The following is a 20,098-nucleotide window of genomic DNA, read 5'->3' as shown; positions in this document are numbered from 1 at the left end:
CAAAAAGGCCCCCTATCGGCGTGCGAAAGGGACCCCTCTGCACAGCAGCGTGAGGGATATGGCAAGTCGCGGTCGTCTCAAGGCGCGCTCTGACCGCAGACCTATTTGCCAAAGCCGTGCGTGGCGAGGTGGCAACGGTTGTTGCCGAGACTATGCCGTTACGCCAGGCGGCCGACGCGCGTCGACGGATCGAGGCCGGAGGCGTGTTCGGTCGTATCGTTCTCACAACACGATGACTGATCCAAGCGTATCGGCGGCGACCTTGCCCGTGAAATAGTCGGTGGGTTGGGCTGAAGGTGTGCCGCCGTTAAGGGTGATGTTGATGGCTAAGTCTCCTGATCATGCTGGCGACTTAGGCGGACCGGGGGCGCCCCGGATTGACTTTCATCAACGCCCCCTTGGCGGTCGCTGATCGCGGCTGGATAGCGTTCGCCCACCAGCTCGATCTGCGACAACGCGTCCTCGACCTCATGAAGATCGTCGGCGGACAGCGTGACGCTCGCGCCCCGGCGAATCTCTTGGAGGCGCTGTAGTTTGGTGCTGCCGGGGGGGGCACGATCCGAGACCTTTGCGCCAGCAGCCAACCTGGCCCAAGGCAGGCCACCAATCGAGGCGAGCGCAGAGCCATTCGTAGAAACTGTCACGCCGCTCCTCGTCTCGAAGTGCAACGACCGGTCGTCTGACAGCACGGGGATCGGACCGATCTGCTTCCGCTGGAAAAGCCGCATGGCTTCCGTTTCGTCGTTGGGAAGGAACGGCCGAAAACGCATTTAGCGGCTTCAAAGCAGACGGGCTGCGATCCACCAAAAGCACCAATCACGTCTGCAATGTGCTATTGCAAACCTGTCGATAAAGGCACTCAAGCAGACCGGCGCCCTCTCAGTCTTAGGCGGCGGCTTACGCCCACATCTTACCGGGTGCGCGAGCGTCAGCTAGGTTCAGGCCATGCGTCAGCCGGCGGAGACCAACTCCCACGTTTCACCAGCTTCTTCGCCCTCGTTGTAGTGGACGCATTGAAGGGGTGGCGGCAAAAGCTGGTAAGCCCGACGCTCAGCGGAGGTGTCGAGCAGGCCCGGCAGCTGTTCGGCATCAGCGAGCGTCGGGCCTGTACCATCTTCAGCTTAGATCGGACGACGGTGCGCTACGCGCCCCGGCGTAGTGATGATGGCGACCTGCGGTCGCTGCGGGAGATCGCGGCTAAGCCTCGACGCTTCGGCTACTGACGACTCGGGATCATGCTGGCTCGCGATGGACTGATCATGAACCACAAGAAGCTGCTGCGGCTGTACCGCAAGGAGACCCGAACAGGCCTCCTAAATGTCGCCGCCGACCTGGCCCGCTTGTCATTGGAATGGTGGCCCGCTGCGCGTCGGATTACCCGGCCCGTCTTCGTTGGAATTCGCAGGTAGGTTATCCAGGCCAAGCAGCTCTGTTCGGGCGCGATCGAGCTTCTCGTCAATCGGCAGATCGCTCTGGAAGACGGAGGTCGGCAGTTCGCCGTCTTCGACAACTGGGCTGCTCGCCAACGTTCCGTTCCCCCAAATCCTACATCTCATTGATAAGCCACGACCGCTAGCGCTCGTTCCTCCAACTCCAGCAATGTAAACATCGCATTGTGCCATTTTGGCCCGTGAATGACGCCCCGACTTTTCGCGCGCTCGGCGTTCTGCCGATGCAGCATGGTTCGTGGAACGACGAGTTTCTAGTTCGCGGTTTCGTCCGACGCGCTCCACCATTCCCTTCAACATTGCCGACGATGCCCGCCCAAGCGAGCTATAGCGCCCTGATCAGCTTGATTGCGGGGGCGATCCAGGGCGGGTTGGTGACGATCTGTTGCCGCATGCCGGGGCCGGGCGGCAGCAGGTGGAGCTTTTCGCCATCGCGACCGATCAGTCGGCCGAACGAAAAGCGCCCGGCAGCGCGGGGGACGAGGACGTCGCGGTTGAGCGCGCGGCCGAAATGCTCCGGCGCCAGCGTTTCAAACCACAATTCATCGCCGCTGCGATATTCGCCGATGCCGGCGGTGACGGTGATGGCGATCGCGCCGGGGGGCGGTGCCGGCGGCGCCAGTGTTAGCGCGCGCTTGGGGGCGTGGATTCCGCTGCCATCGAGGATGGCGGATACAGGGATGCCGGTGCGGGTGGGAAGCTGAACGAGGTCGGTGGCGGTCACGCCGAGCGCGGTGGCGATACGGTTCAACCAGCCGACCGAAACCGTGCGCGTGCCCGTTTCCAGGCGGCCGATCGTCTGCGCCGTGGTGGTGGGCACACAGGCTCGGGCGACGTCGTCTAGCGTCATGCCCTTGGCGCGGCGTACTTCGCGAATGGCGGTTATCATCCAACATTCCTAACCAGATCGGTTTTCCGTCCTGTCCTACAGAAGCTGTGTCGTGGCAAGCGGCCTTGTGCGGCGGGCGAGGAGACGGACATGCAGGAACTGGTGGAACGGCAACTGACGGCTGCGAGCGGACGTCGCGTGACGGTGAAACTCCGCGAGTCACCGCTTGGCTGGCTGCGGTCGCGTGGCATGATTGATGCGCGGCAATTCGAGGCGGGTGAGCGGCTGCGCAGCGATTACGAGATGGCCGAGCTTGGCCCCCGTGTGACCATGCGCTGGGCAGCGCGGGTAGATGGGGGCGGGGCAAGCATCGATCCGAGTACGGCGCAACTCGCCGGCAAGCGCCGCTTCGATGCAGCGACGGCCGCGGTGGGGCCCGGGCTGAACGATGTGCTGTGGCGCGTAGTTTGCGCGTGCGAGGGGCTGCCGGCGACGGAAAAAGCACTAGGGTGGCCGGCGCGTGCTGGGCGAGTGGTGCTGACGCTGGCGCTCGACCGCCTGGCGGATCATTACCAACTGCGTTGACCAGCGGCGACGGCGCATGTTGCCGTGGCGGGGCGGCCTCGGTAGATCTGTCGGCATGCGCATCGACTTCATCAAATGCCACGGCTCCGGCAACGACTTTCCGTTGATCGATGCACGCGCGATCACGCTCGACGATGCAAGCTGGGCAGGCGTGGCACGTGCGCTGGCCGACCGTGCAGGACCGGTCGGTGGGGACGGCATCCTTCTCCTGACGCAGAATGCCGGCGTTCCGATCCGGATGCGGATGTTCAATACCGATGGCAGTGAGTCCGAAACGTGCCTGAACGGCCTGCGCTGCGTGGCGCGGGCCGGGTTCGAGGCGCTGGGGATCGACCATGCGGTGGTCGGATTGATGAACTCGCAAGCCACCGTCGAGCGCGATGCGGCGATCGCCCCCGGCGTGTATACGGTGCGCGAGACGGCTGGGCCGGCGGACCTGGACGTGACGGCCTGGCCGCTCGGAGGCATGGGGCAGCAGATCCTAGAGCAGCCGATCGCGATGCTGCCCAGCGAGCGGCGCTTCACAGCAGTGGCGATGCCCAATCCGCATCTGGTGAGCTTCGACGGGTCGATCGACGAAGCGGAGCTTGTGGCGGTGGGCAACGTCTGTGAGGCTGCGCCCGCCTGGCTGCCGCGGCGCGCCAACGTGTCATTCGTCGAGCAGCGTGGCAGCGACCTGTTCGTGCGTACCTTCGAACGGGGGATCGGGCTGACCGACAGCTGCGGCAGCGCGATGGCGGCGTCGGTGTTCGCCGCCTGTCTGGCGGGCCGGGTGGATTTTGGAAGCGAAATTACCGTATTCAATCGCGGGGGTCTGGTGCGGGCCCAGGCAGAACGCGATGGCATGGTGCGGCTGTCCGGCAATGCGACCTGGGTGTATGCCGGATCGGTCGAGGTGGATGCTGCGTCAGGTACGGCGCGCGACCTGATCGTCACCGAGCGCTATGACGAAGAGGTGACGGCATGGGCCACCGCCGTCGTGCGTGGGATCTGACGGGGCGCAGGGCCGGAAGTGGATCAGGGTGCCGCCGCTTGTGCTATTTTCCGCCACCTAAATCAGCTGCGGGCTCTCACCGATCTGGTACAAATTGCTTGACAGCGTCACGCTGTTCGGGTACATATCAGGAACGATGAAGAATTGCGAGTCGGGCGGTCGGCGGAAAGCCAGCCAGGGGCGCGATCGGAGCTGTCGCGGGTGAGGCTGGCGGTCGTAGCTTGCCGAGCCAGTGTCACTGATCGAAGTCGTTCCTGTTCGGATCTGTGCCGTGCAGCTTCGCCCAGAGGGCGTTTGTGCCGGCTTCCTGCGCTCGGTTGACGAATTGTGAAGCGACCAGCCAGCCCTTGATCGGTCGAAGCGGCAGCAAGGTGCCCAGCGCCATGAAGGGCACCGAGGTCACGAGATGTACCCAGAAGGGCGGATCGAACGCGACTTGGAGCCAGACGACGAAGAAGATTAGCGGCAGGGCGATGATGCACAAGGAGAAGAATGCCGGGCCATCGTCAGGAGCGGCGAAACGGTAATCCAGCCCGCATTGCTCGCATCGGTCCGCTACCTTGAGCCAGGATTTGAACATGCGGCCTTTTCCGCAGCGCGGGCATAAGCCTTTCCACCCACATTTGACGATCCAGCGGAACTTGTCGCCTTCGGGCTGAAGCTCTGGTGACGTAGTGGGTTGGTCTGGCATGTCTTACCATGTGATGCGCCTGTGGAAGGGTTACAATTGGCCAAATTGCCCCAGTGCCTTCAAGCGCTTGGTGGCAGGGTACACCGCACCGAGCGTTAACGTCGTCGTTGGAGAAAGTGTCTAAGCAACAGGTTCGAGTAAACTGGTTCGCGGTTCAGCGAGGGAGATCATCATGCTCAAGTCGCTTCTTCGTCGGATCGGTAACCGGAGCCCGGTCGAGATCGGGCATCTGGCCATCAAGAACGTCCGCCACGCTATCGCCGCGCTCGGGCCGGAAGCGCGCGCGGCACGCGCGGCCGATCTGGCGTTCGACCGGCGCTGGGGCACCGACACCAGTGGCGGGTTGAGTACGCGTGAGCTTGGCTATGGCGATGATCTGGCCGAACGTTGCCGGCGGTACGATCCAAGCAGCGAGGCGATGCTGCGCGCGCCGGTCAGCGCATTGGGGCTGGATCCCGCCGAACACGCATTCATCGATTATGGCGCGGGCAAGGGCCGCGTGCTGATGATGGCGATGGAGATGGGGTTTCGCCACGTCGTGGGAATCGAATTGTCCGAACATCTGTGTGAGATCGCCAAATCCAATATCGCCACGTTCGTGGCGCAGCATCCGGGGATGGATCAGGCCGAAATCGTCGCTGGCGACGCGACGGCATACCGGCCGTCGGGCAGGTCGATCGTCGCCTATTTCTACAATCCGTTCGATGCGTCGATCATGGCGGAAGTCCGTACTCGTCTTGAAGAGGCGCTTGGCGTTGGCGCCGAAGCGGTCACGGTGATCTACGCGAACCCCGAGCATGACGCGGTGTTTCGCGATGCGCCACGATGGGCGGCGGGACCTTTGCTGCCCGGCATTTCCACGTTCAGGCTGACGACGTGATGTTGCTCGATGCGATGGTGATCGCCTGAGCCGGTGCAGCGATCGGGACGTCCGTGCGTTTAGCCCCTGGCTACCAAGGAGAATGTGATGACCGACGAGCGCGACATGGACTTACCGCCTGAGGATCTGCCGGTCGGGTCGGTGGACGCCGCCGGCATGGCGATCGACCCTGAAGAGATCGCCCGGCCCGAGCAGCCGCCAATAGATGACGCTAGTGGCGGCCAGGGCGACGGGGGTGGGGATATCGATGATGTCTCGACCGACGAGTTGAGCGTGCAGGGTGGCGCATGATGAGCGACGATCATGAAACGCGCGCGGGCGAACCTGACATCCCGCCGGAGAATGGCAAGCGTCCATCGTTCAGGAAGCCGATCGACGAGCGGCTGGGTGCGGTTGGCACGGGCGGTGGCTATTCGGGACAGGAATATGACAGCGAGGGGCAGGAGGCCTGGCGCGCGGAGCAGGACCGTCGCAAGGGCGATCCCGACGGCGCCGTCGATGGCAGTGGTGTCGGCGCTGGCGGCGGGCCGGGCGAGGATTTCGACAGCGATGCGCAGGCCGGCGGGGAACAGCCGCCGACCGGCAGGTAAGATGCCCGTGACGTGCGAAGCAGGTGTCCGATCATCGCTTGGCGGAAGCGTCATGCTCGCCTAGGCCGACCGAGGAGCAAGACTATGGCATGGTGGAAGAAGGCCGGGATCACCGCCGCACACCGTGCGGAGCAGTCCCGCGCTCGGTTAGAGCTGGTATGACCCAGGCATTGGATATGGGCGACCGGCGGCAGGGTCTAACGGGCTTGGCGATCGCCGGCGCGTTGGTACTTGCGTGGCTGGTGATCCACATCGGCGGCATCTTCTTCTGGACCTGGCATGCGACGACTGCGCCGATCGCGGTGCTGCTGGTGATCGTGCAGGCGTGGCTCAGCACCGGGCTGTTCATCGTTGCGCACGATGCGATGCACGGATCGCTGGTGCCAGGGCGGCCACGATTGAACACGCTGGCGGGAGCTGTCTGCCTCGGATTGTATGCCGCTTTGTCGTACAGCCAGTTGCGCCCCAAACATGGCGCGCATCACCGGTATTCGGGATCGGCGGAGGATCCGGACTTCCATGCCGGCGAACCGCGCCGGGTGCTGCCGTGGTTCGTACGCTTCTTCAGCGGCTATTACACGCACGGGCAGATCGTGCGGATTACGCTCGTTGCGCTAGTGTACATCTTCCTGCTGGACGCGCGGTTGGAAAATATCATTATATTCTGGGCGGTTCCCGCGCTGCTCGCGCTTGGCCAGTTGTTCTTCTTCGGCACGTATCTGCCGCACCGGCACGGAGATGCGGCGTTCGTCGATCATCATAACGCGCGTAGCTCCGATCTGTCGGCGTCGATGTCGCTGCTGACCTGCTTCAATTTCGGCGGCTATCATCACGAGCATCATCTGAGCCCGGGAACGCCGTGGTGGCTGTTGCCACGGCTGCGTGCGACCAGCGCACCGCAGAAGACTGACATAGGAAACGGATAATGGTGCCGCGCGAATTGATCGATACCGCCGAGGTGCCCGGCGGCGAGCCGCTCAGGCTGTTCCGGCGCGGCGCGGATCATATGATCGTGCTCGATCGTAACGAGCTGATGAACAGCCGGATGAGCGGATCGGAAGAGGCGCTGGCGGTGATGACGTGCGAGCGGCTGGCGGGGCGCGCGAAGATCCGCATGCTGATCGGGGGGTATGGCATGGGCTTTACGCTACGCGCCGCGCTCGGGGCTCTGGGCCCCGATGCGCGGATCGAGGTGGCGGAACTGGTGCCGCAAATACTGGATTGGGCGCGCGGGCCGATGGCAGCGCTGACCGCGGGATGCCTGGACGATCCGCGCGTCGAGATCCGCATCGAGGATGTCGCGGCGCCGATCTCGGTCGTGTCCGAGCGCGGCGGGCTGGGGGCGTATGATGCGATCCTGCTCGACGTCGATAACGGGCCCGACGGGCTCGTGCGGTCGGACAATGGCCAGCTATATTCCGCGCGCGGGTTGAAGGCGGCCAAGGCAGCGCTGACGCCGGGCGGCGTCCTTGCAGTGTGGTCGGCCGCGCCCGATCCGCGCTTCGCCAAGCGGCTTGGCGATGCTGGTTTTTCGGTCGATGAAGTGGTCGTGAAGGCGCGGGCCAACGGCAAGGGGCCGCGGCACGTGATCTGGTTCGCGACGCGAGAGTGATCGTCCGATCGTCGAAGAGTTTGGAATCGAGGTCGGCTTCCGACCTCGCGGGACGGCGTTTGTGGGCTTGTAGGGCAAGTGCGGTCGCCGACGCGCCTCAACCTCGATGAATGGCGCAGATCTTGTTACCGTCGGGGTCGCGGACATAAGCCAAATCGACGACGCCCACGCTGCTATCGCGGGGCCCTGGTGCATCCTCGATCGATGTGCCGCCGTTTGCGACGGTAACATCGTGGAATTCGCGCACTTGCGCGGGGGAGTGACATTTGAATGCGATCGTGGTGCCGTTTCCGGCGGTCGCACCTTCGTCGTTGATCGGCTGGCTGACGGCAAACGTGCTGCCATTATGGCGGTAGAACAATCGGATATGGCCGCTGCCCGCTTCGTTTCGGATCGCCTGGCCTGCTCCGAGGACGCCGAGCACCGCATCATAGAAGCGCTTGGAACGCTCCAGGTCGTTCGAGCCGACCATGATGTGATTGAACATGCTTCCTACTCCGTTTTGCACGAGGCTATTGCATTGCGCTGCGCATGGCAGACTCTGAGGGATAACGCCTGTCTCGGCTAAAAGTAAGGGCGCTCGGGTTGCCCCAAACGCCCTTCACCGCGAGCCGCATTGTGGCGGCTCGATCGACCGATGGCCGAATTACATGCCGTTCGACAGGTTGGTGTCCGCGTCGTTGGTGCGCATGTCTTCTGCCTGGTTCTCGCCGGTGGCGCGCACTGCATCCGCCTGGTTCTCGAGCGTGTCGGCAGCCGCCGAGCTGTTCGTGTTGTCGGCCATGTCTTCCATATTGTCAGCCATGGCTTCGCTGTTCGATTCGATGTTGTCGGCAGCCTGTTCGCGCGGGCTGGAGTTGCATGCGCTGAGCGAGATCAAGCCGGCCCCAAGACCGAGAACGAAAATCTTCTTCATTGTGGATCACCCTTTTTATTCCAGAGGCTCGCAAGCCTAGCGGAATAATTGCCGGCCGTCCGCTTTGTTCCGGAAGGCGAACGACGCTGGCGGAGCAAGCGTGCGATCGCGGCGCGCCATCGTCTGACTGCGCAGATACCTTGTTACGGGGACATGAGATGAAATTGTTCGGCTGGAAATCGGCCGGGCGCGAGGAATCGCGGCCGGCATTGTCGCGCGTCGGTGGCACGCGGATGGTGGGAGATGCGACGGGTGGCTATGCAGCGCAGGTGCGTGCGGCCTACCTTGGCAACGCCATTGCGCAGCGTAGCGTGCGGCTGGTGGCGGATGGCCTGGGTGAGGCGCCGCTCACCACATCGTCACCCGAGCTGGAGAGGCTGGTGCGGGCGCGGTCGGGTGGCCAGGCTTTGCTGGCGACGCTGGCGGCGCAGTTATTGCTGCACGGCAATGCCGATGTTCAGGTGCTGTGCGATGCCGCTGGGCAAGTGGCGGAGTTGTTCGCGCTGCGGCCCGAACGGGTGACGGTGGAGCCGGACGCGGGGGGCTGGCCGGTGGCGTACAGCTACCGGGTCGGCGAGCGCGCGACACGGTTGATGGCGGACGATGGCGGCGGCCGGCCAGTGGTGCTGCACATTCGCGGTTTTTCGCCGATCGACGATCATTATGGTCTCGGTTGTCTGGGGGCGGCGCCGGCAATCCCGCCCAGTCGGCCGCCAGTCCCGCCTCGAACGTTACCGACACCTGCCCCACAGGCGCAGTGAGCGCGGGGCACAGTCGAGGACAGCGATCGAGAACGTCCCACGAAGCGTGACCCTGGCGCATTACGATCCGGCGCGCGATTATCAGAGCGGGCTGCAACGCGCGCAGCGTCCAGGTGCCGGGCGGCGCGAGTTGCGGATCGAGATGCCGGCCGCCTTGTCGGCGGACGCTGCCAAGACGATGGCCAAGGCCTTGGTCGCGCGGGGCGAAGCCGCACGCGAGAAGCGCACGGTAACGCTTGGCTGGAGCCACCTGCACGTCATGCCCGGCGACGTCGTGACGATTCGAGGAATCCCCGGCGTGTTCCGCGTTGCCGACTGGTGGTTCGAGGCGATGGTGGTGAAGCTGGAGTGCGTGCGGCTATCGGCGACGACCGCCGCCGCGAGCGCGACTTCCGGGCGCGTGCTGGCCGCACCGGATGCCGTGGCTGGCCAGAGGGTGCTTCACGTGTTCGAGATGCCGCCGCTCGATGACACGTTATCGAGCTCGCCGCGGATGTTCGTTGCGGCGGCGGGCACCGGCGCCGGCTGGCGACAGGCTGCGTTGCTCTATCGGATATCGGGCGAAGAACGGTGGACGCCGGTGGGGCGAACGGCGAGTGCCGCGACGCTTGGAACGTTGGCAAGTCCGCTTCGGGCCGGAGCGACGAGCGTCAGCGACCAGATGAACGACCTTGTAGTCGATCTCGCGCATGAGAACATGGTGCTAGCGGGCGCAGGCTTGGCCGCGTTGGTGGCCGGCGCGAATGTCGCGATGGTCGGCGATGAACTCCTGCAGTTTGGCAAGGTCGAACAGGTTGGCCGGGTCCGCTGGCGATTGTCGAACCTGCTGCGTGGACGACGCGGCACTGAAGGAGCAATGGGACGGCAGGCCATCGGCGACCGCTTTGTCCTTGTCGAGCGCGACACCCTCCTCCTTCCTATCGACCTGCCGCTGTCGGCGGTCGGTGGAACGATCCGCGACATCGCTTCCGGCATTGGCGATTTGGCGGGACCCGCCCAGATCGATGCTGCAGTGCAAGGTATTTCGGTGCTGCCGCCGTCCCCCGTCCATCTGATCAGCCGCGTGTTGCCCAATGGTGACGCGCTGGTCAGCTGGGTTAGACGAAGCCGGAGCGGCTGGCGCTGGGTCGATGGTGTCGATGCGCCGCTCGGCGAGGAGCGTGAAGGCTATCGAGCGACGATCATGCCTGGCAGGGGACCGGCCAGGACGGTGGATGTCGCCGTGTCCGAGATCGTCATTCCTGCAGTCGACTATCTGCCGAGCGCCTGCGTCATTTCTGTTCGTCAGGTCGGCTCGAACGGCGAATCGGCAGCGGCGACGATCGAGCTTCCCATGGTGCAGGAGATCATATGAGCGAGGAAACGAGCGCCCGGCTGCAATTGCCGTTGCTACGCGCGGGACAGGCCCAGAAAGAATTGTTGCATAACGAAGCCCTAACGTTGGTCGACCTTCTGGCGCAGCCCACCGTCATCGGCTTTGCGGCCGAAACCCTTCCGGCAGACCCTGAGCCGGGTGAAGCTTGGATCGTTGGTACCTCGCCTGGCGGCGCATGGTCTGGGAAAGCCGGCTGTATCGCCGGCTGGTCAACGGGCGGCTGGCGGTTCGTCGATCCCGTGGAAGGCATGTCAGCTTGGGTCGCCGAAGATCAACAAATCGCACGATATTCTCGTGGCACATGGTCGATGGGCCGGCTGCAGGGAACGAGCGTGACGATCGATGGCGTTGCCGTTCTTGGCGCTCAACAGCCCGCGATTTCGGATCCCTCAGATGGCGAGATCATCGACGCAGAAGCAAGGGTTAGTATTGCGGCGATCGTGGCGGCTTTGAGAAGTCACGGGCTTATTGCCAGCTAGAGTCAGCGGGCATATTGTTGCCGTTGAGCAACACCTTCTCAGCATTTGTGCGCTTGCGTGGAAACCATCCTTTGGGTAGGGAGTTTGCGCTGTCCGAGTGACACTGACGAAAGGGGATTTTTATGCGGAAGCTTGCCATCACCATGGCGCTTGCCTCCACTGCACTGGCCACACCTGCCCTCGCACGCGATAATTCGTGGTACGTGGGCGTCGAGGGTGGTGCGATGATCGTGGAAGACATCGACTACGACATCACTGGCGCGACTGCCGCTGCTTCGGGCGGCGCTACGGTAGACAGCCACTACGGCTATGACGTCGACGGCGTCATTGGCTACGATTTCGGCCCGGTCCGGATCGAAACCGAAGTTGGCTACAAGAGCGCACGTCTCGACGAATATCAGTCGAGCGTAACGACCCCGGTCTTCTCGGGTGGTGGCGTTCTGGGTGCACGCCCGGCCGGCACGTATGATGCACGCGGCAAGACCACGGCACTCAGCTTCATGGTCAACGGCCTGCTCGACTTCGGTGAGGACGACGGCATTCAGGGCTTCGTCGGCGGCGGTGTCGGTGTCGCTCGCGTCAAGGCAGACGGTTATCGTCTCGCAGGCGGTCCTTTCCTCGATGACTCCGATACCGGTTTCGCTTGGCAGGGTCTTGCTGGTGTTCGCGCGCCGCTTAGCGATCACGTCGATGTATCGCTGAAGTATCGTTTCTTCAACGCAGACAATGTTCGTCTCGTCGACGTCACGGGCCGTCAGTCGGAAGCTCGCTTCCGGTCGCACAGCATCCTCGGTGGTCTGACCTACAACTTCGGCGAGCCTGCTGCTCCGCCGCCGCCGCCTCCTCCACCGCCTCCTCCTCCTCCGCCGCCTGAAGTAGTGGCAACGCCGGAAGTGGTTTGCGCTCCTGGACCGTACATCGTGTTCTTTGAGTGGGATAAGTCGGACATCACGTCGCAGGCAGCATCGCTGCTCGACGGTGCGATCTCGCAGTACCAGAATTGCGGCAACACGCAGGTCATGTTGGCCGGCCACGCCGATAAGTCGGGTTCGGCATCGTACAACGTCGGTCTTTCGCAGCGTCGCGCTGATGCGGTGAAGGCATATCTTACCTCGCGTTCGATCCCGGACAGCGTGATCTCGACTTCGGCATTCGGCGAAAGCCGTCCGCGCGTCGAGACCGCCGATGGCGTTCGCGAGCTGGAAAACCGCCGTGTGGAAATCCAGTACGGTCCTGGTTCGGGCAGCTAATCCCGAATTGGCTGAGTAAGAGAAGGGAGGTCAGCATCTGCTGGCCTCCCTTTTGTTTGTCTCGCGATGATCGTTTTTCGTCGGGCACATCGTGTGCAGCACGGCGGGTATCGCAGCGAGCTACAACCAGTGTCGCAGCAACTCGTCTAATTGGGTGCGCTGCTGCGATCCACAAACCTGCCGAGCTTACAAGCCTTGGTCCCGCGGGTACGCGCAGACGCGCTCCGGCGGTTTGATGGTAGGTCGTGGATAATGTTAGTCCGCGGCCACGCACTACGCGCCCGATCCGCTATAAGCTGGCAATCGACCACGGTTTGGATAGAGCGTCGCAGCTTGAGCGATAATTTCGACTGATGGCGGGTACAATTTCACATGCGCATTACCATGATCGGTTCTGGTTACGTCGGCCTGGTATCGGGGGCATGCTTTTCCGACTTCGGCCATGACGTGATCTGCGTGGACAAGGATGCCAGCAAGATCGCGGCGCTCGAGAGCGGCAAGATGCCGATCTTCGAACCCGGCCTCGACAAATTGGTGGCAGCGAACGTGGCCGCCGATCGGCTGAAGTTCACGACCGATCTCAAGAGCGCTGTGGCCGGTGCGGATGCAGTGTTCATCGCCGTCGGCACGCCTTCGCGTCGCGGTGATGGTCACGCAGATCTGTCCTACGTCTTCGCCGCGAGCCGGGAAATCGCCGAGGCGATTACCGGGCCGATCGTGATCGTCACCAAGTCGACCGTGCCGGTCGGGACGGGCGACAAGGTCGAGGATATCATGCGTGAGTTGGTCGAGGGCCATGAGGTCGCGATCGTCTCCAACCCCGAATTCTTGCGTGAGGGCGCAGCGATCGGCGACTTCAAGCGTCCCGACCGGATCGTCATCGGCACCGAAGATGCCCGTGCCATGCAAGTGATGCGCGAAGTCTATCGCCCGCTCTACCTCAACCACAGCCCGATCCTGTTCACCGGCCGGCGCACGGCCGAACTGATCAAATATGCCGCGAATGCATTTCTCGCGACCAAGATCACCTTCATCAACGAGATCGCCGATCTGTGCGAGGCGGTCGGTGCGGACGTGCAGGATGTCAGCCGCGGCATCGGGTTGGACAATAGGATCGGCCCGAAGTTCCTGCACGCAGGACCAGGTTATGGCGGGTCGTGCTTCCCCAAGGACACGCTGGCGCTGCTCAAGACGAGCGAGGATTACGAGACGCCGGTACGGATCGTCGAGGCAGTCGTGCAGGTCAATGACAACCGCAAGCGCGCCATGGGCCGCAAGGTGATCAAGGCGCTCGGCGGGACCGGCAGCGACGGTGTGAAGGGCAAGACGGTTGCCGTGCTCGGCCTGACGTTCAAGCCCAATACCGACGACATGCGCGATGCGCCGAGCCTGTCGATCGTACAAAGCCTGCTCGACGCCGGCATCAAGGTGCGGGGTCACGATCCCGAAGGGATGGAGCCAGCCAAGGCGCTGATGCCCGACATCACCTATTGCGGTGACGCCTATGACGCCGTGGCGGGCGCGGACGCAGTGGTCATCGTCACCGAGTGGGACATCTACCGCGCGCTCGACCTCAAGCGCGTTGCAGCGGCGATGACGACGCCGGTTATGGTCGATCTGCGCAACGTCTATCCGCCCGAGGATGCCGCCAAGGCGGGCTTCGCCTACAGCTCCATCGGGCGGTAGCTACAAAGCGGCGTTCAGCCAGTCCGGCAGGATGGCATCGCCCAGCGCCTCGACGCGACGATGCTCCACCATCAGGCCAAGCTCCGGATACATGGCGCGCGTACGCTCTCTTGGCTCGCCCAGAGGCGCGACGACGAGGCGGCGATTGACCTTGCTGCGATGATGCATGCGCGCGGTATTTTCCTGGCCGACATAACATCCCTTGGTGAAGCTCACGCCGTGCAGTTCACCCGCATTGCATTCCAGCCAGAGTGTCTTGTCCTGGCCAAGCTCACCAGCGCCTTCGGTGACACCGAGGCGGAGCCGGTGCTCCAGCCAACCTGCTGCCGGCTCACTCGGGGCGGCCAACCAGCGCCAGCCCAGTTCCGGTAACCGGGGGTCGGGAACGCCGCGACCAGTATCGCGCGACCAGTGAACGGCCAATGTCTCCTCGCGGGTGATCGTTATCGCTCGACGCAGCTTGTAAACCGATAGGCGCCTCAAAAGCGCATCCGCGTGGTCCGCCTCGCAATCCACCAGGATGTCGCTGCCGTCCGACCACAAAATGAAGTCGAACAGCGCCTTTCCTTGGGGGCCGAGCAAAGCCGCCCAAGCTGGGAGTGATCCGTTCGTGTCCGCGGTGACCAAGCCTTGTAGGAAGCCACGCACATCCTCTCCCGTAATGCGGAGTACGGCACGGTCGCTAAGGGTGGTTTCGAGCATCATCAACAGGTAGGAACCGGGAGATCTTTTGTCACCCATTGCCCAGCGCTTGCCGCAGGGCCGTCTTTCTCCGATCGGCGCGGAGCAAAGCGGGAGTCGGCAAGCTCGGCCGGACGGAGTGTATATCGTGGCGACCTTCGATCTGATCCTGACTGGTGGCATTGTTCATCTGCCCAGCGGCCCGTCGCAAACGAGTGTCGGCGTGCGTGATGGACGTATCGCGGCGATCGGGGTGGCGGGCGATGCCGGGGAGACGATCGATTGCGCGGGCTTGGACATCCTGCCGGGCGTGATCGATACGCAAGTGCATTTCCGCGAGCCCGGCCTGATGCACAAGGAAGATCTCGAGAGCGGCGCCCGGGCAGCGGTGCTTGGCGGCGTGACGGCGGTGTTCGAGATGCCCAATACCAAGCCCAACACTGATTCCGCAGTCGCGATCGAGGACAAACTCGCCCGCGCCCGCCACCGCATGTGGTGCGACCATGCCTTCTATGTCGGCGCGACGAACCACAATGCGAGGGATTTGGCCGAGCTGGAACGTTTGCCGGGCACGGCGGGGGTCAAGATCTTCATGGGCGCGTCTACCGGCGACCTGCTGGTGTCCGAAGATGCACGGCTGGCCGAGGTGCTCGCCTCAGGCCATCGACGCGTTGCAATCCATGCCGAGGACGAGGATCGCATGAACGCGCGTGCGGGCGAGCGTGTGCCGGGCGATGCGAGTTCGCACCCCGTATGGCGCGACGATGAGAGCGCATTGCTGGCGACGCGCCGGATCCTCGGACTGGCGCGGGCAGCGCGGCGGCGCATCCATGTACTGCATGTGACGACGCCGGCCGAACTGGAGCTTCTCGGCCAGCACAAGGACATCGCAACCTGTGAGGTGACGCCGCAGCACCTCACATTAGCGGGCGAGGACGCTTATCCGCGGCTCGGCACGTTCGCGCAGATGAATCCGCCGATCCGCTCGGGTGCGCATCGTGACGGTCTGTGGCATTGGTTGGGGCAGGGTGTGCCCGACATCCTCGGCTCCGACCATGCGCCACACACGCTGGAGGAGAAAGCCAAGCCGTACCCGGGCAGCCCAAGTGGTATGCCCGGCGTGCAGACGCTGCTGCCGCTGATGCTGAACCACGTCGCCGCGGGAAGAACGACGCTCGCACGTGTGATCGACCTGACCAGCGCCGGCCCGCAACGCGTGTTCAACATCATCGGCAAGGGGCGGATTGCAGTCGGCTATGACGCCGATTTTTCGATCGTGGATCTCAAGGCACAGTGGACGATCCAGGATGAATGGCTGGCGTCGCGCTCAGGTTGGTCGCCGTTTACCGGCATGGAGATAACCGGGCGGCCGATCGGCACCATCGTTCGGGGTCACCGCGTCATGTGGGACGGTAGCATTGCCGACACTGCGGTCGGAGAACCGATTCGATTCGAGGGCATAGCGTTCGGATGAGCCTACGCCTTCAGTGGCAGCCCAAGACTATTCACCGGTGGGAGAGGGTGCAGGCGCTAGGGACCTACCGGCGAACGGCCATGACGTCACATGCCCTGCGAACAGAGCCCACCAGATGATCACCGGCTGAAACAGCAGCCGCGGCACATGATACCACAAGCTATGGATCTGACCGGCCACGAGCAGCTGGTCCGACGCGTGTTTGATGTTGGCCGGATAGACGCACAGCGCGTAGGCCGCGAGCATCACACCGGCCCACCATCGCCATCGCGGTCTGAGCAGCGCGACGGCTCCGGCAATTTCGCAAATACCGGTGACGAAGATGATTCCGGCGGGGAAGGGTACCCAGGGCGGTGTGATCTTCAGAAAAGGCGCCGGTATCGTGAGATGCGCCGTGCCAGCGATCAGATATGCCAGAACGAGGAGCCAGCGCAGGATTACGCGACTGCGCTCAAGCCGGGGTGACAGCATCATCGTCCACCGTGCGCAAGGCGCAGGTCGGCCAGGCGCACCGGTCGCACCGAGCCTAGAACGGGAACCACTTGGATGTGTGGCTGAACTTCATATAGCCGACGTTGACGCCCTGCCGCCATCCTACGCCCAAGCGGATCGGGATCACGACCTTGTCGCCCATCCGCAGGTAGGTCGCTGCAACCCCACCGATGAAGAACAGGCGCCCTTCACCCGCGGCGAAACGCTTTCGGTACAGATCCTCTGTGTCGTAGAGGTTGTACACGAGGACGAAGACCTTGCTCGCGTCCCCGCCGACATCGATGCCAAGCGACGGCCCGGTCCAATAGACTGGCTGACGGCCCTCGATCTTGTGGAACATCTCGCCTTTACCGTAGCGCAATCCAACCACGAACGCGCCGCCGGCCTCTCGCCCCGCAATGTACGCATTCGGCTCGCCCTGATCCTTGAGAATTTTCTCCAGCATGCCGGCAAGCCCGGACGTCCCCTTGCCCAGCGTGGCCTCGGCGGCACTGAGCAATTCGGTTCGGCTAAACGTCTCGCCGCTCGCAGCTTCGGTCTCGGCGCCCCGGCGTGCGACCTCTTGCTGTGTATCGTTCTGCGCCGTGGACGGTGCCGCCGCCGGGGCGGGGCGCTCGCGCGGCGGCGTATAATCGGGATAAGTGGGCGCTTGCTGCGCCGGAGGACGGGCGCGTTGTGCGTCGGAGGGGGCAAGATCGGCATCGACCGCCTGGTTGGGATCGATCGTTCGAATACTGTCCTGTGCCACGCCCGCCGACGAACCCAGCAGGAGAGCCGTCAGCACGGAGATGGAGAGTAGCCGATGCATGATTGTTCTCCGCAGGTGCCCGAAGGACGCACTAACGCGCACCAAGGTTGCCAGGCAATGAACCATGCAGGCGCACAATGCCAACGCGCTTCGATCAATGATGTTAGATCGGGCCAGATCGACCGTTGATCACGGCGCAGTGCCCCGCTATAGCGACCGCTTGCCGCCAGGTCCGGAGACGTGGGTGAGTGGCTGAAACCAACGCTTTGCTAAAGCGTCGTACCTCTTAAAGGGTACCGAGAGTTCGAATCTCTCCGTCTCCGCCACCTAGTCGTAACCCCGTGATATTGACCGATAATTTGAGCCAATCGGGCTCGAATTCGCGGGAATCCGCGCCGTTCGAATCTCGTTCGGTACTGCGGAGAGCCAGGGAAAAACCAAAATTACCCAGTTCTCCGAATTTTTCTCCGGGGCCATTTCGTCTGGTACCGAATGAAAGAGTACCGAAGGTTCAAGCGACTTGCCGCCCACTTCCCGTACTACGAAGGAATTTCGCCAAGCCTTCTGGCGGGCAATAGTGCGCGCTTTCTCTGCAACGATGTGGCGTAGTACCGTTACGCTTTTTGAGAAAGCCATGCCTCATTTTCCCTGCCGCTCCTCATCTGACAGCGAACGAGGGCAGATATGGCCTTAGCTGGACCTTTGCTCTGCGAGTTATGCGTCCCTTTCTAAAGGGTTGGGGTGTTTTTTCCCTGCGCGCCCGGCAGGGAAACGGCAGGGAAACCGCAGTGAAGTCCAAGCACCGCATCGCTGATGTTAAAATGTAATCTTAGACAGGTGAAGTTGTGCCCATCGGAGATCACGCTATCGATGTTGACAATGAAAGTTAGCCAGCCTCGCTGAAAGCAAACACTAAAGATGTGAGTAATGACTGTTGACAATGAATAATCGTGTTGACTACGAAAGTGGTGGGCGTCATTTGGGAAACGTGCACCTACCAGAATCAGTGTTGCCATAGCCATTCGCCGTGTGTATCGATGCGCTGTCGAGAGCGTGTTTTAGGTCTACTTTTAGTGGACCGCTGCTTCTCGACGCAGGCACTCTCTCCGACGCTCAACAGTGCAACGAATGCACCTGCGCGGAGAATAAGCAATGGTACTGCAAGCAGCTGGATCGGACGTCGGACAGGCGTCTCCCGATCTACAGCAACTTCAACATAACCTGAGGATTGGCATCGTTTACCGTCCGGTGGACCAGATCCACGGGCACGCACGGAAACTGCGCAAGCGGTCAAGGCGGTGGAAAGCTGGGATGCAAGCGTCGATCAGTCGCTTCGGACTGATTCTACCGATCCTGATCGACCAGGACGGTACCATAATTGGCGGCGAAGGCGTTTTCGAAATCGCTAAGGAATGCGGCTTCACCGAAGTGCCGACCATCCGCATCGATCATCTGGACGAAGTGAATACTCGTCTGCTGCGGCTCGCCCTCAACAGGATTGCTGAGGAGAGCAGTTGGGATACGGTCGAACTGACTGACGAGTGGCGTGAATTGCAGCCCCTTACTATCGACCTTAATTACGAGGTGTCGGGTTTCACAACGCCCGAGATCGACAGTCTGCTGCATCAAGCACCGAGCAAGGAGCAGGATGACGCGGATGATCAGCAGTTCGAGGTTGGCGCGCCCGGCAGCGAGGTCTCGCAAGTGGGCGACCTCTGGGAGCTTGGCGACCACCGCGTGCTCTGCGGTTCATCGCTCGAAATGGAAAACGTGCAACGCCTGATGGGCGATGACCTGGCACGCATGGTGCTTACGGATCAACCGTACAACGTGAAGATACAGGGGAATGTTGGGGGCTTAGGCAAGCACAAACACCGAGAGTTCGTTCAAGCCAGTGGAGAAATGAGCGAGGCGCAGTTCACCGAGTTCCTGACAACGAGCATTGCCACGCTTTCCGCCTTCTGTCGAGACGGTGCGCTACTTTATCTTTTCATGGATTGGCGGCACGTTCACGAGATCATGTCCGGTATTCGGTCCGCCGATCTGACGATGATCAACATGGCCGTATGGGCAAAAACTTCGCCTGCACTCGGCGCCTTTTATCGCTCGCAACACGAGCTTTGTTTTATCGCAAAGAAGGGCAGGGCGAAACACAAGAATAACATCGATCTGGGTCGATGGGGCCGCACGCGCTCGAACGTGTGGTCGTATCCCGGCATGAATAGCTTTGGGGCTGGCCGAGACGAGCAACTTGCAATGCACTCCACCTGCAAGAACGTTTCGATGCTGGTGGACGCAATCCGCGACGTATCTGATCGCGGCGAAATCGTGCTCGACGGCTTTTTGGGCAGCGGTTCGACGTTGATTGCGGCTGAACGAACTGGGCGTTTTTGCCGCGGGCTCGAACTCGACCCACTTTATGTGGACACCATCCTTCATCGCTGGGAGCGCGCAACGGGCGGCACCGTCAACTTGTACGGCACCAATGAGACGATGGATCAGGTCGCGCAACGCCGCGCCTTAGCGAAAGTCATTGTCTCGCCCCGGGCCCGCACGCGCCCCGCTGCCTAATCCGACAGCCCTGTCACCAGCTTTCGAGGTTCATCC

General features: G+C 62.6%; 23 protein-coding genes and 1 tRNA gene. 16 read left to right on the top strand and 8 right to left on the bottom strand.

Features of this window, described 5'->3' with window-relative positions; genetic code table 11:
- Positions 1-116: 116 nt before the first annotated feature.
- Positions 117-236 (top strand): zinc-binding dehydrogenase, encoded by a 120-nt coding sequence (locus NV382_RS19700; protein ID WP_418066680.1) that lies wholly within the window; start codon positions 117-119, stop codon positions 234-236.
- Between the two features lie 90 nt (positions 237-326).
- Here NV382_RS19700 and NV382_RS10340 read toward each other — a convergent pair whose 3' ends face one another.
- Both NV382_RS10340 and NV382_RS10335 read right to left on the bottom strand, forming a co-directional pair.
- The gene (locus NV382_RS10340) at positions 327-770 is read right to left on the bottom strand and encodes a hypothetical protein (RefSeq protein WP_260596672.1); all 444 of its coding nucleotides are present in this window, start codon (positions 768-770) and stop codon (positions 327-329) included.
- 1,003 nt (positions 771-1,773) lie between these two features.
- Positions 1,774-2,337: a helix-turn-helix domain-containing protein gene (locus NV382_RS10335; protein WP_260596671.1), complete on the bottom strand. Its 564-nt coding sequence runs from the start codon at positions 2,335-2,337 to the stop codon at positions 1,774-1,776.
- Between the two features lie 90 nt (positions 2,338-2,427).
- Here NV382_RS10335 and NV382_RS10330 point away from each other — a divergent pair, with 90 nt between their 5' ends.
- Positions 2,428-2,862, top strand: a complete 435-nt coding sequence (locus NV382_RS10330; protein ID WP_260596670.1) for a DUF6456 domain-containing protein — start codon at positions 2,428-2,430, stop codon at positions 2,860-2,862.
- A gap of 55 nt (positions 2,863-2,917) precedes the next feature.
- The gene (gene dapF, locus NV382_RS10325) at positions 2,918-3,856 is read left to right on the top strand and encodes a diaminopimelate epimerase (RefSeq protein ID WP_260596669.1); all 939 of its coding nucleotides are present in this window, start codon (positions 2,918-2,920) and stop codon (positions 3,854-3,856) included.
- A 235-nt stretch (positions 3,857-4,091) separates the two neighbouring features.
- Here dapF and NV382_RS10320 read toward each other — a convergent pair whose 3' ends face one another.
- On the bottom strand, positions 4,092-4,547 hold the full coding sequence (locus NV382_RS10320; protein ID WP_260596668.1) for a DUF983 domain-containing protein: 456 nt from the start codon (positions 4,545-4,547) through the stop codon (positions 4,092-4,094).
- 172 nt (positions 4,548-4,719) lie between these two features.
- Here NV382_RS10320 and NV382_RS10315 point away from each other — a divergent pair, with 172 nt between their 5' ends.
- The 5 genes from NV382_RS10315 (at position 4,720) to NV382_RS10295 (ending at position 7,629) form a co-directional block, all read left to right on the top strand.
- Positions 4,720-5,427: an SAM-dependent methyltransferase gene (locus NV382_RS10315; protein WP_260596667.1), complete on the top strand. Its 708-nt coding sequence runs from the start codon at positions 4,720-4,722 to the stop codon at positions 5,425-5,427.
- An 87-nt stretch (positions 5,428-5,514) separates the two neighbouring features.
- On the top strand, positions 5,515-5,718 hold the full coding sequence (locus tag NV382_RS10310) for a hypothetical protein (protein WP_260596666.1): 204 nt from the start codon (positions 5,515-5,517) through the stop codon (positions 5,716-5,718).
- Entirely contained in the window at positions 5,718-6,017 is a 300-nt protein-coding gene (locus NV382_RS10305) for a hypothetical protein (RefSeq protein WP_260596665.1), read from the top strand. The genes NV382_RS10310 and NV382_RS10305 overlap by 1 nt, the downstream gene beginning before the upstream one ends.
- A gap of 158 nt (positions 6,018-6,175) precedes the next feature.
- Entirely contained in the window at positions 6,176-6,943 is a 768-nt protein-coding gene (locus NV382_RS10300) for a fatty acid desaturase (protein WP_260596664.1), read from the top strand.
- A complete protein-coding gene (locus tag NV382_RS10295) occupies positions 6,943-7,629 on the top strand; it encodes a spermidine synthase (RefSeq protein ID WP_260596663.1) in 687 nt (228 codons plus the stop codon). The genes NV382_RS10300 and NV382_RS10295 overlap by 1 nt, the downstream gene beginning before the upstream one ends.
- 97 nt (positions 7,630-7,726) lie before the next feature.
- Here NV382_RS10295 and NV382_RS10290 read toward each other — a convergent pair whose 3' ends face one another.
- Both NV382_RS10290 and NV382_RS10285 read right to left on the bottom strand, forming a co-directional pair.
- Positions 7,727-8,116, bottom strand: a complete 390-nt coding sequence (locus tag NV382_RS10290; protein ID WP_260596662.1) for a VOC family protein — start codon at positions 8,114-8,116, stop codon at positions 7,727-7,729.
- A gap of 159 nt (positions 8,117-8,275) precedes the next feature.
- Complete coding sequence (locus tag NV382_RS10285; protein ID WP_260596661.1) at positions 8,276-8,545, bottom strand: hypothetical protein; 270 nt, start codon at positions 8,543-8,545, stop codon at positions 8,276-8,278.
- Positions 8,546-8,703: 158 nt separating this feature from the next.
- Here NV382_RS10285 and NV382_RS10280 point away from each other — a divergent pair, with 158 nt between their 5' ends.
- The 5 genes from NV382_RS10280 to NV382_RS10260 all read left to right on the top strand — a co-directional run bounded on the left by NV382_RS10280 (position 8,704) and on the right by NV382_RS10260 (position 14,096).
- Entirely contained in the window at positions 8,704-9,306 is a 603-nt protein-coding gene (locus NV382_RS10280; RefSeq protein ID WP_312026734.1) for a phage portal protein, read from the top strand.
- 46 nt (positions 9,307-9,352) lie between these two features.
- Positions 9,353-10,660, top strand: a complete 1,308-nt coding sequence (locus tag NV382_RS10275) for a phage tail protein (protein WP_260596660.1) — start codon at positions 9,353-9,355, stop codon at positions 10,658-10,660.
- Positions 10,657-11,160, top strand: coding sequence for a DUF2793 domain-containing protein (locus tag NV382_RS10270; RefSeq protein ID WP_260596659.1), 504 nt, complete (start codon positions 10,657-10,659; stop codon positions 11,158-11,160). Before NV382_RS10275 ends, NV382_RS10270 begins: the two co-directional genes overlap by 4 nt.
- A 122-nt stretch (positions 11,161-11,282) precedes the next feature.
- Complete coding sequence (locus tag NV382_RS10265) at positions 11,283-12,410, top strand: OmpA family protein (RefSeq protein ID WP_260596658.1); 1,128 nt, start codon at positions 11,283-11,285, stop codon at positions 12,408-12,410.
- Between the two features lie 372 nt (positions 12,411-12,782).
- Positions 12,783-14,096 carry a UDP-glucose dehydrogenase family protein gene (locus tag NV382_RS10260; protein ID WP_260596657.1) on the top strand — a complete coding sequence of 438 codons (1,314 nt, stop codon included), beginning with the start codon at positions 12,783-12,785 and terminating at the stop codon, positions 14,094-14,096.
- Here the strand turns inward: NV382_RS10260 and ygfZ are convergent, their stop codons facing one another.
- Positions 14,097-14,837 (bottom strand): CAF17-like 4Fe-4S cluster assembly/insertion protein YgfZ, encoded by a 741-nt coding sequence (gene ygfZ, locus NV382_RS10255; RefSeq protein WP_260596656.1) that lies wholly within the window; start codon positions 14,835-14,837, stop codon positions 14,097-14,099.
- 85 nt (positions 14,838-14,922) lie between these two features.
- Here ygfZ and NV382_RS10250 point away from each other — a divergent pair, with 85 nt between their 5' ends.
- Complete coding sequence (locus tag NV382_RS10250) at positions 14,923-16,251, top strand: dihydroorotase (protein WP_418066793.1); 1,329 nt, start codon at positions 14,923-14,925, stop codon at positions 16,249-16,251.
- 27 nt (positions 16,252-16,278) lie between these two features.
- On the opposite strand, the gene NV382_RS10245 is transcribed toward NV382_RS10250, so the two are convergent.
- On the bottom strand, positions 16,279-16,725 hold the full coding sequence (locus tag NV382_RS10245) for a DoxX family protein (RefSeq protein WP_418066679.1): 447 nt from the start codon (positions 16,723-16,725) through the stop codon (positions 16,279-16,281).
- A gap of 52 nt (positions 16,726-16,777) precedes the next feature.
- Positions 16,778-17,551: a DUF1134 domain-containing protein gene (locus tag NV382_RS10240; protein ID WP_260596654.1), complete on the bottom strand. Its 774-nt coding sequence runs from the start codon at positions 17,549-17,551 to the stop codon at positions 16,778-16,780.
- A 174-nt stretch (positions 17,552-17,725) separates the two neighbouring features.
- Here NV382_RS10240 and NV382_RS10235 point away from each other — a divergent pair.
- A tRNA-Ser gene (locus NV382_RS10235) sits at positions 17,726-17,817 on the top strand.
- 985 nt (positions 17,818-18,802) lie between these two features.
- Entirely contained in the window at positions 18,803-20,062 is a 1,260-nt protein-coding gene (locus tag NV382_RS10230; protein WP_260596653.1) for a DNA modification methylase, read from the top strand.
- The last annotated feature ends 36 nt before the right edge of the window (positions 20,063-20,098 follow it).

It is taken from the genome of Sphingomonas endolithica (assembly GCF_025231525.1).
Lineage (GTDB): Bacteria > Pseudomonadota > Alphaproteobacteria > Sphingomonadales > Sphingomonadaceae > Sphingomonas > Sphingomonas endolithica.
The sequence above is the reverse complement of the archived record's forward strand: the minus strand, read 5'-3'. Positions and strand labels throughout refer to the sequence as shown.

Excerpts from the sequence above, each read along its gene's own strand:
- NV382_RS10320 (WP_260596668.1), bottom strand. The coding sequence starts at position 4,547 with ATGCCAGACCAACCCACTACGTCACCAGAGCTTCAGCCCGAAGGCGAC.
- NV382_RS10230 (WP_260596653.1), top strand. The coding sequence starts at position 18,803 with ATGCAAGCGTCGATCAGTCGCTTCGGACTGATTCTACCGATCCTGATC.
- NV382_RS10340 (WP_260596672.1), bottom strand. The coding sequence starts at position 770 with ATGCGTTTTCGGCCGTTCCTTCCCAACGACGAAACGGAAGCCATGCGG.
- NV382_RS10315 (WP_260596667.1), top strand. The coding sequence starts at position 4,720 with ATGCTCAAGTCGCTTCTTCGTCGGATCGGTAACCGGAGCCCGGTCGAG.
- NV382_RS10290 (WP_260596662.1), bottom strand. The coding sequence starts at position 8,116 with ATGTTCAATCACATCATGGTCGGCTCGAACGACCTGGAGCGTTCCAAG.
- NV382_RS10245 (WP_418066679.1), bottom strand. The coding sequence starts at position 16,725 with ATGATGCTGTCACCCCGGCTTGAGCGCAGTCGCGTAATCCTGCGCTGG.
- NV382_RS10310 (WP_260596666.1), top strand. The coding sequence starts at position 5,515 with ATGACCGACGAGCGCGACATGGACTTACCGCCTGAGGATCTGCCGGTC.
- ygfZ (WP_260596656.1), bottom strand. The coding sequence starts at position 14,837 with ATGGGTGACAAAAGATCTCCCGGTTCCTACCTGTTGATGATGCTCGAA.
- NV382_RS10270 (WP_260596659.1), top strand. The coding sequence starts at position 10,657 with ATGAGCGAGGAAACGAGCGCCCGGCTGCAATTGCCGTTGCTACGCGCG.
- NV382_RS10285 (WP_260596661.1), bottom strand. The coding sequence starts at position 8,545 with ATGAAGAAGATTTTCGTTCTCGGTCTTGGGGCCGGCTTGATCTCGCTC.
- NV382_RS10330 (WP_260596670.1), top strand. The coding sequence starts at position 2,428 with ATGCAGGAACTGGTGGAACGGCAACTGACGGCTGCGAGCGGACGTCGC.
- NV382_RS10295 (WP_260596663.1), top strand. The coding sequence starts at position 6,943 with ATGGTGCCGCGCGAATTGATCGATACCGCCGAGGTGCCCGGCGGCGAG.
- NV382_RS10240 (WP_260596654.1), bottom strand. The coding sequence starts at position 17,551 with ATGCATCGGCTACTCTCCATCTCCGTGCTGACGGCTCTCCTGCTGGGT.
- NV382_RS10300 (WP_260596664.1), top strand. The coding sequence starts at position 6,176 with ATGACCCAGGCATTGGATATGGGCGACCGGCGGCAGGGTCTAACGGGC.
- NV382_RS10335 (WP_260596671.1), bottom strand. The coding sequence starts at position 2,337 with ATGATAACCGCCATTCGCGAAGTACGCCGCGCCAAGGGCATGACGCTA.
- NV382_RS10280 (WP_312026734.1), top strand. The coding sequence starts at position 8,704 with ATGAAATTGTTCGGCTGGAAATCGGCCGGGCGCGAGGAATCGCGGCCG.
- dapF (WP_260596669.1), top strand. The coding sequence starts at position 2,918 with ATGCGCATCGACTTCATCAAATGCCACGGCTCCGGCAACGACTTTCCG.
- NV382_RS10260 (WP_260596657.1), top strand. The coding sequence starts at position 12,783 with ATGCGCATTACCATGATCGGTTCTGGTTACGTCGGCCTGGTATCGGGG.
- NV382_RS10265 (WP_260596658.1), top strand. The coding sequence starts at position 11,283 with ATGCGGAAGCTTGCCATCACCATGGCGCTTGCCTCCACTGCACTGGCC.
- NV382_RS10305 (WP_260596665.1), top strand. The coding sequence starts at position 5,718 with ATGAGCGACGATCATGAAACGCGCGCGGGCGAACCTGACATCCCGCCG.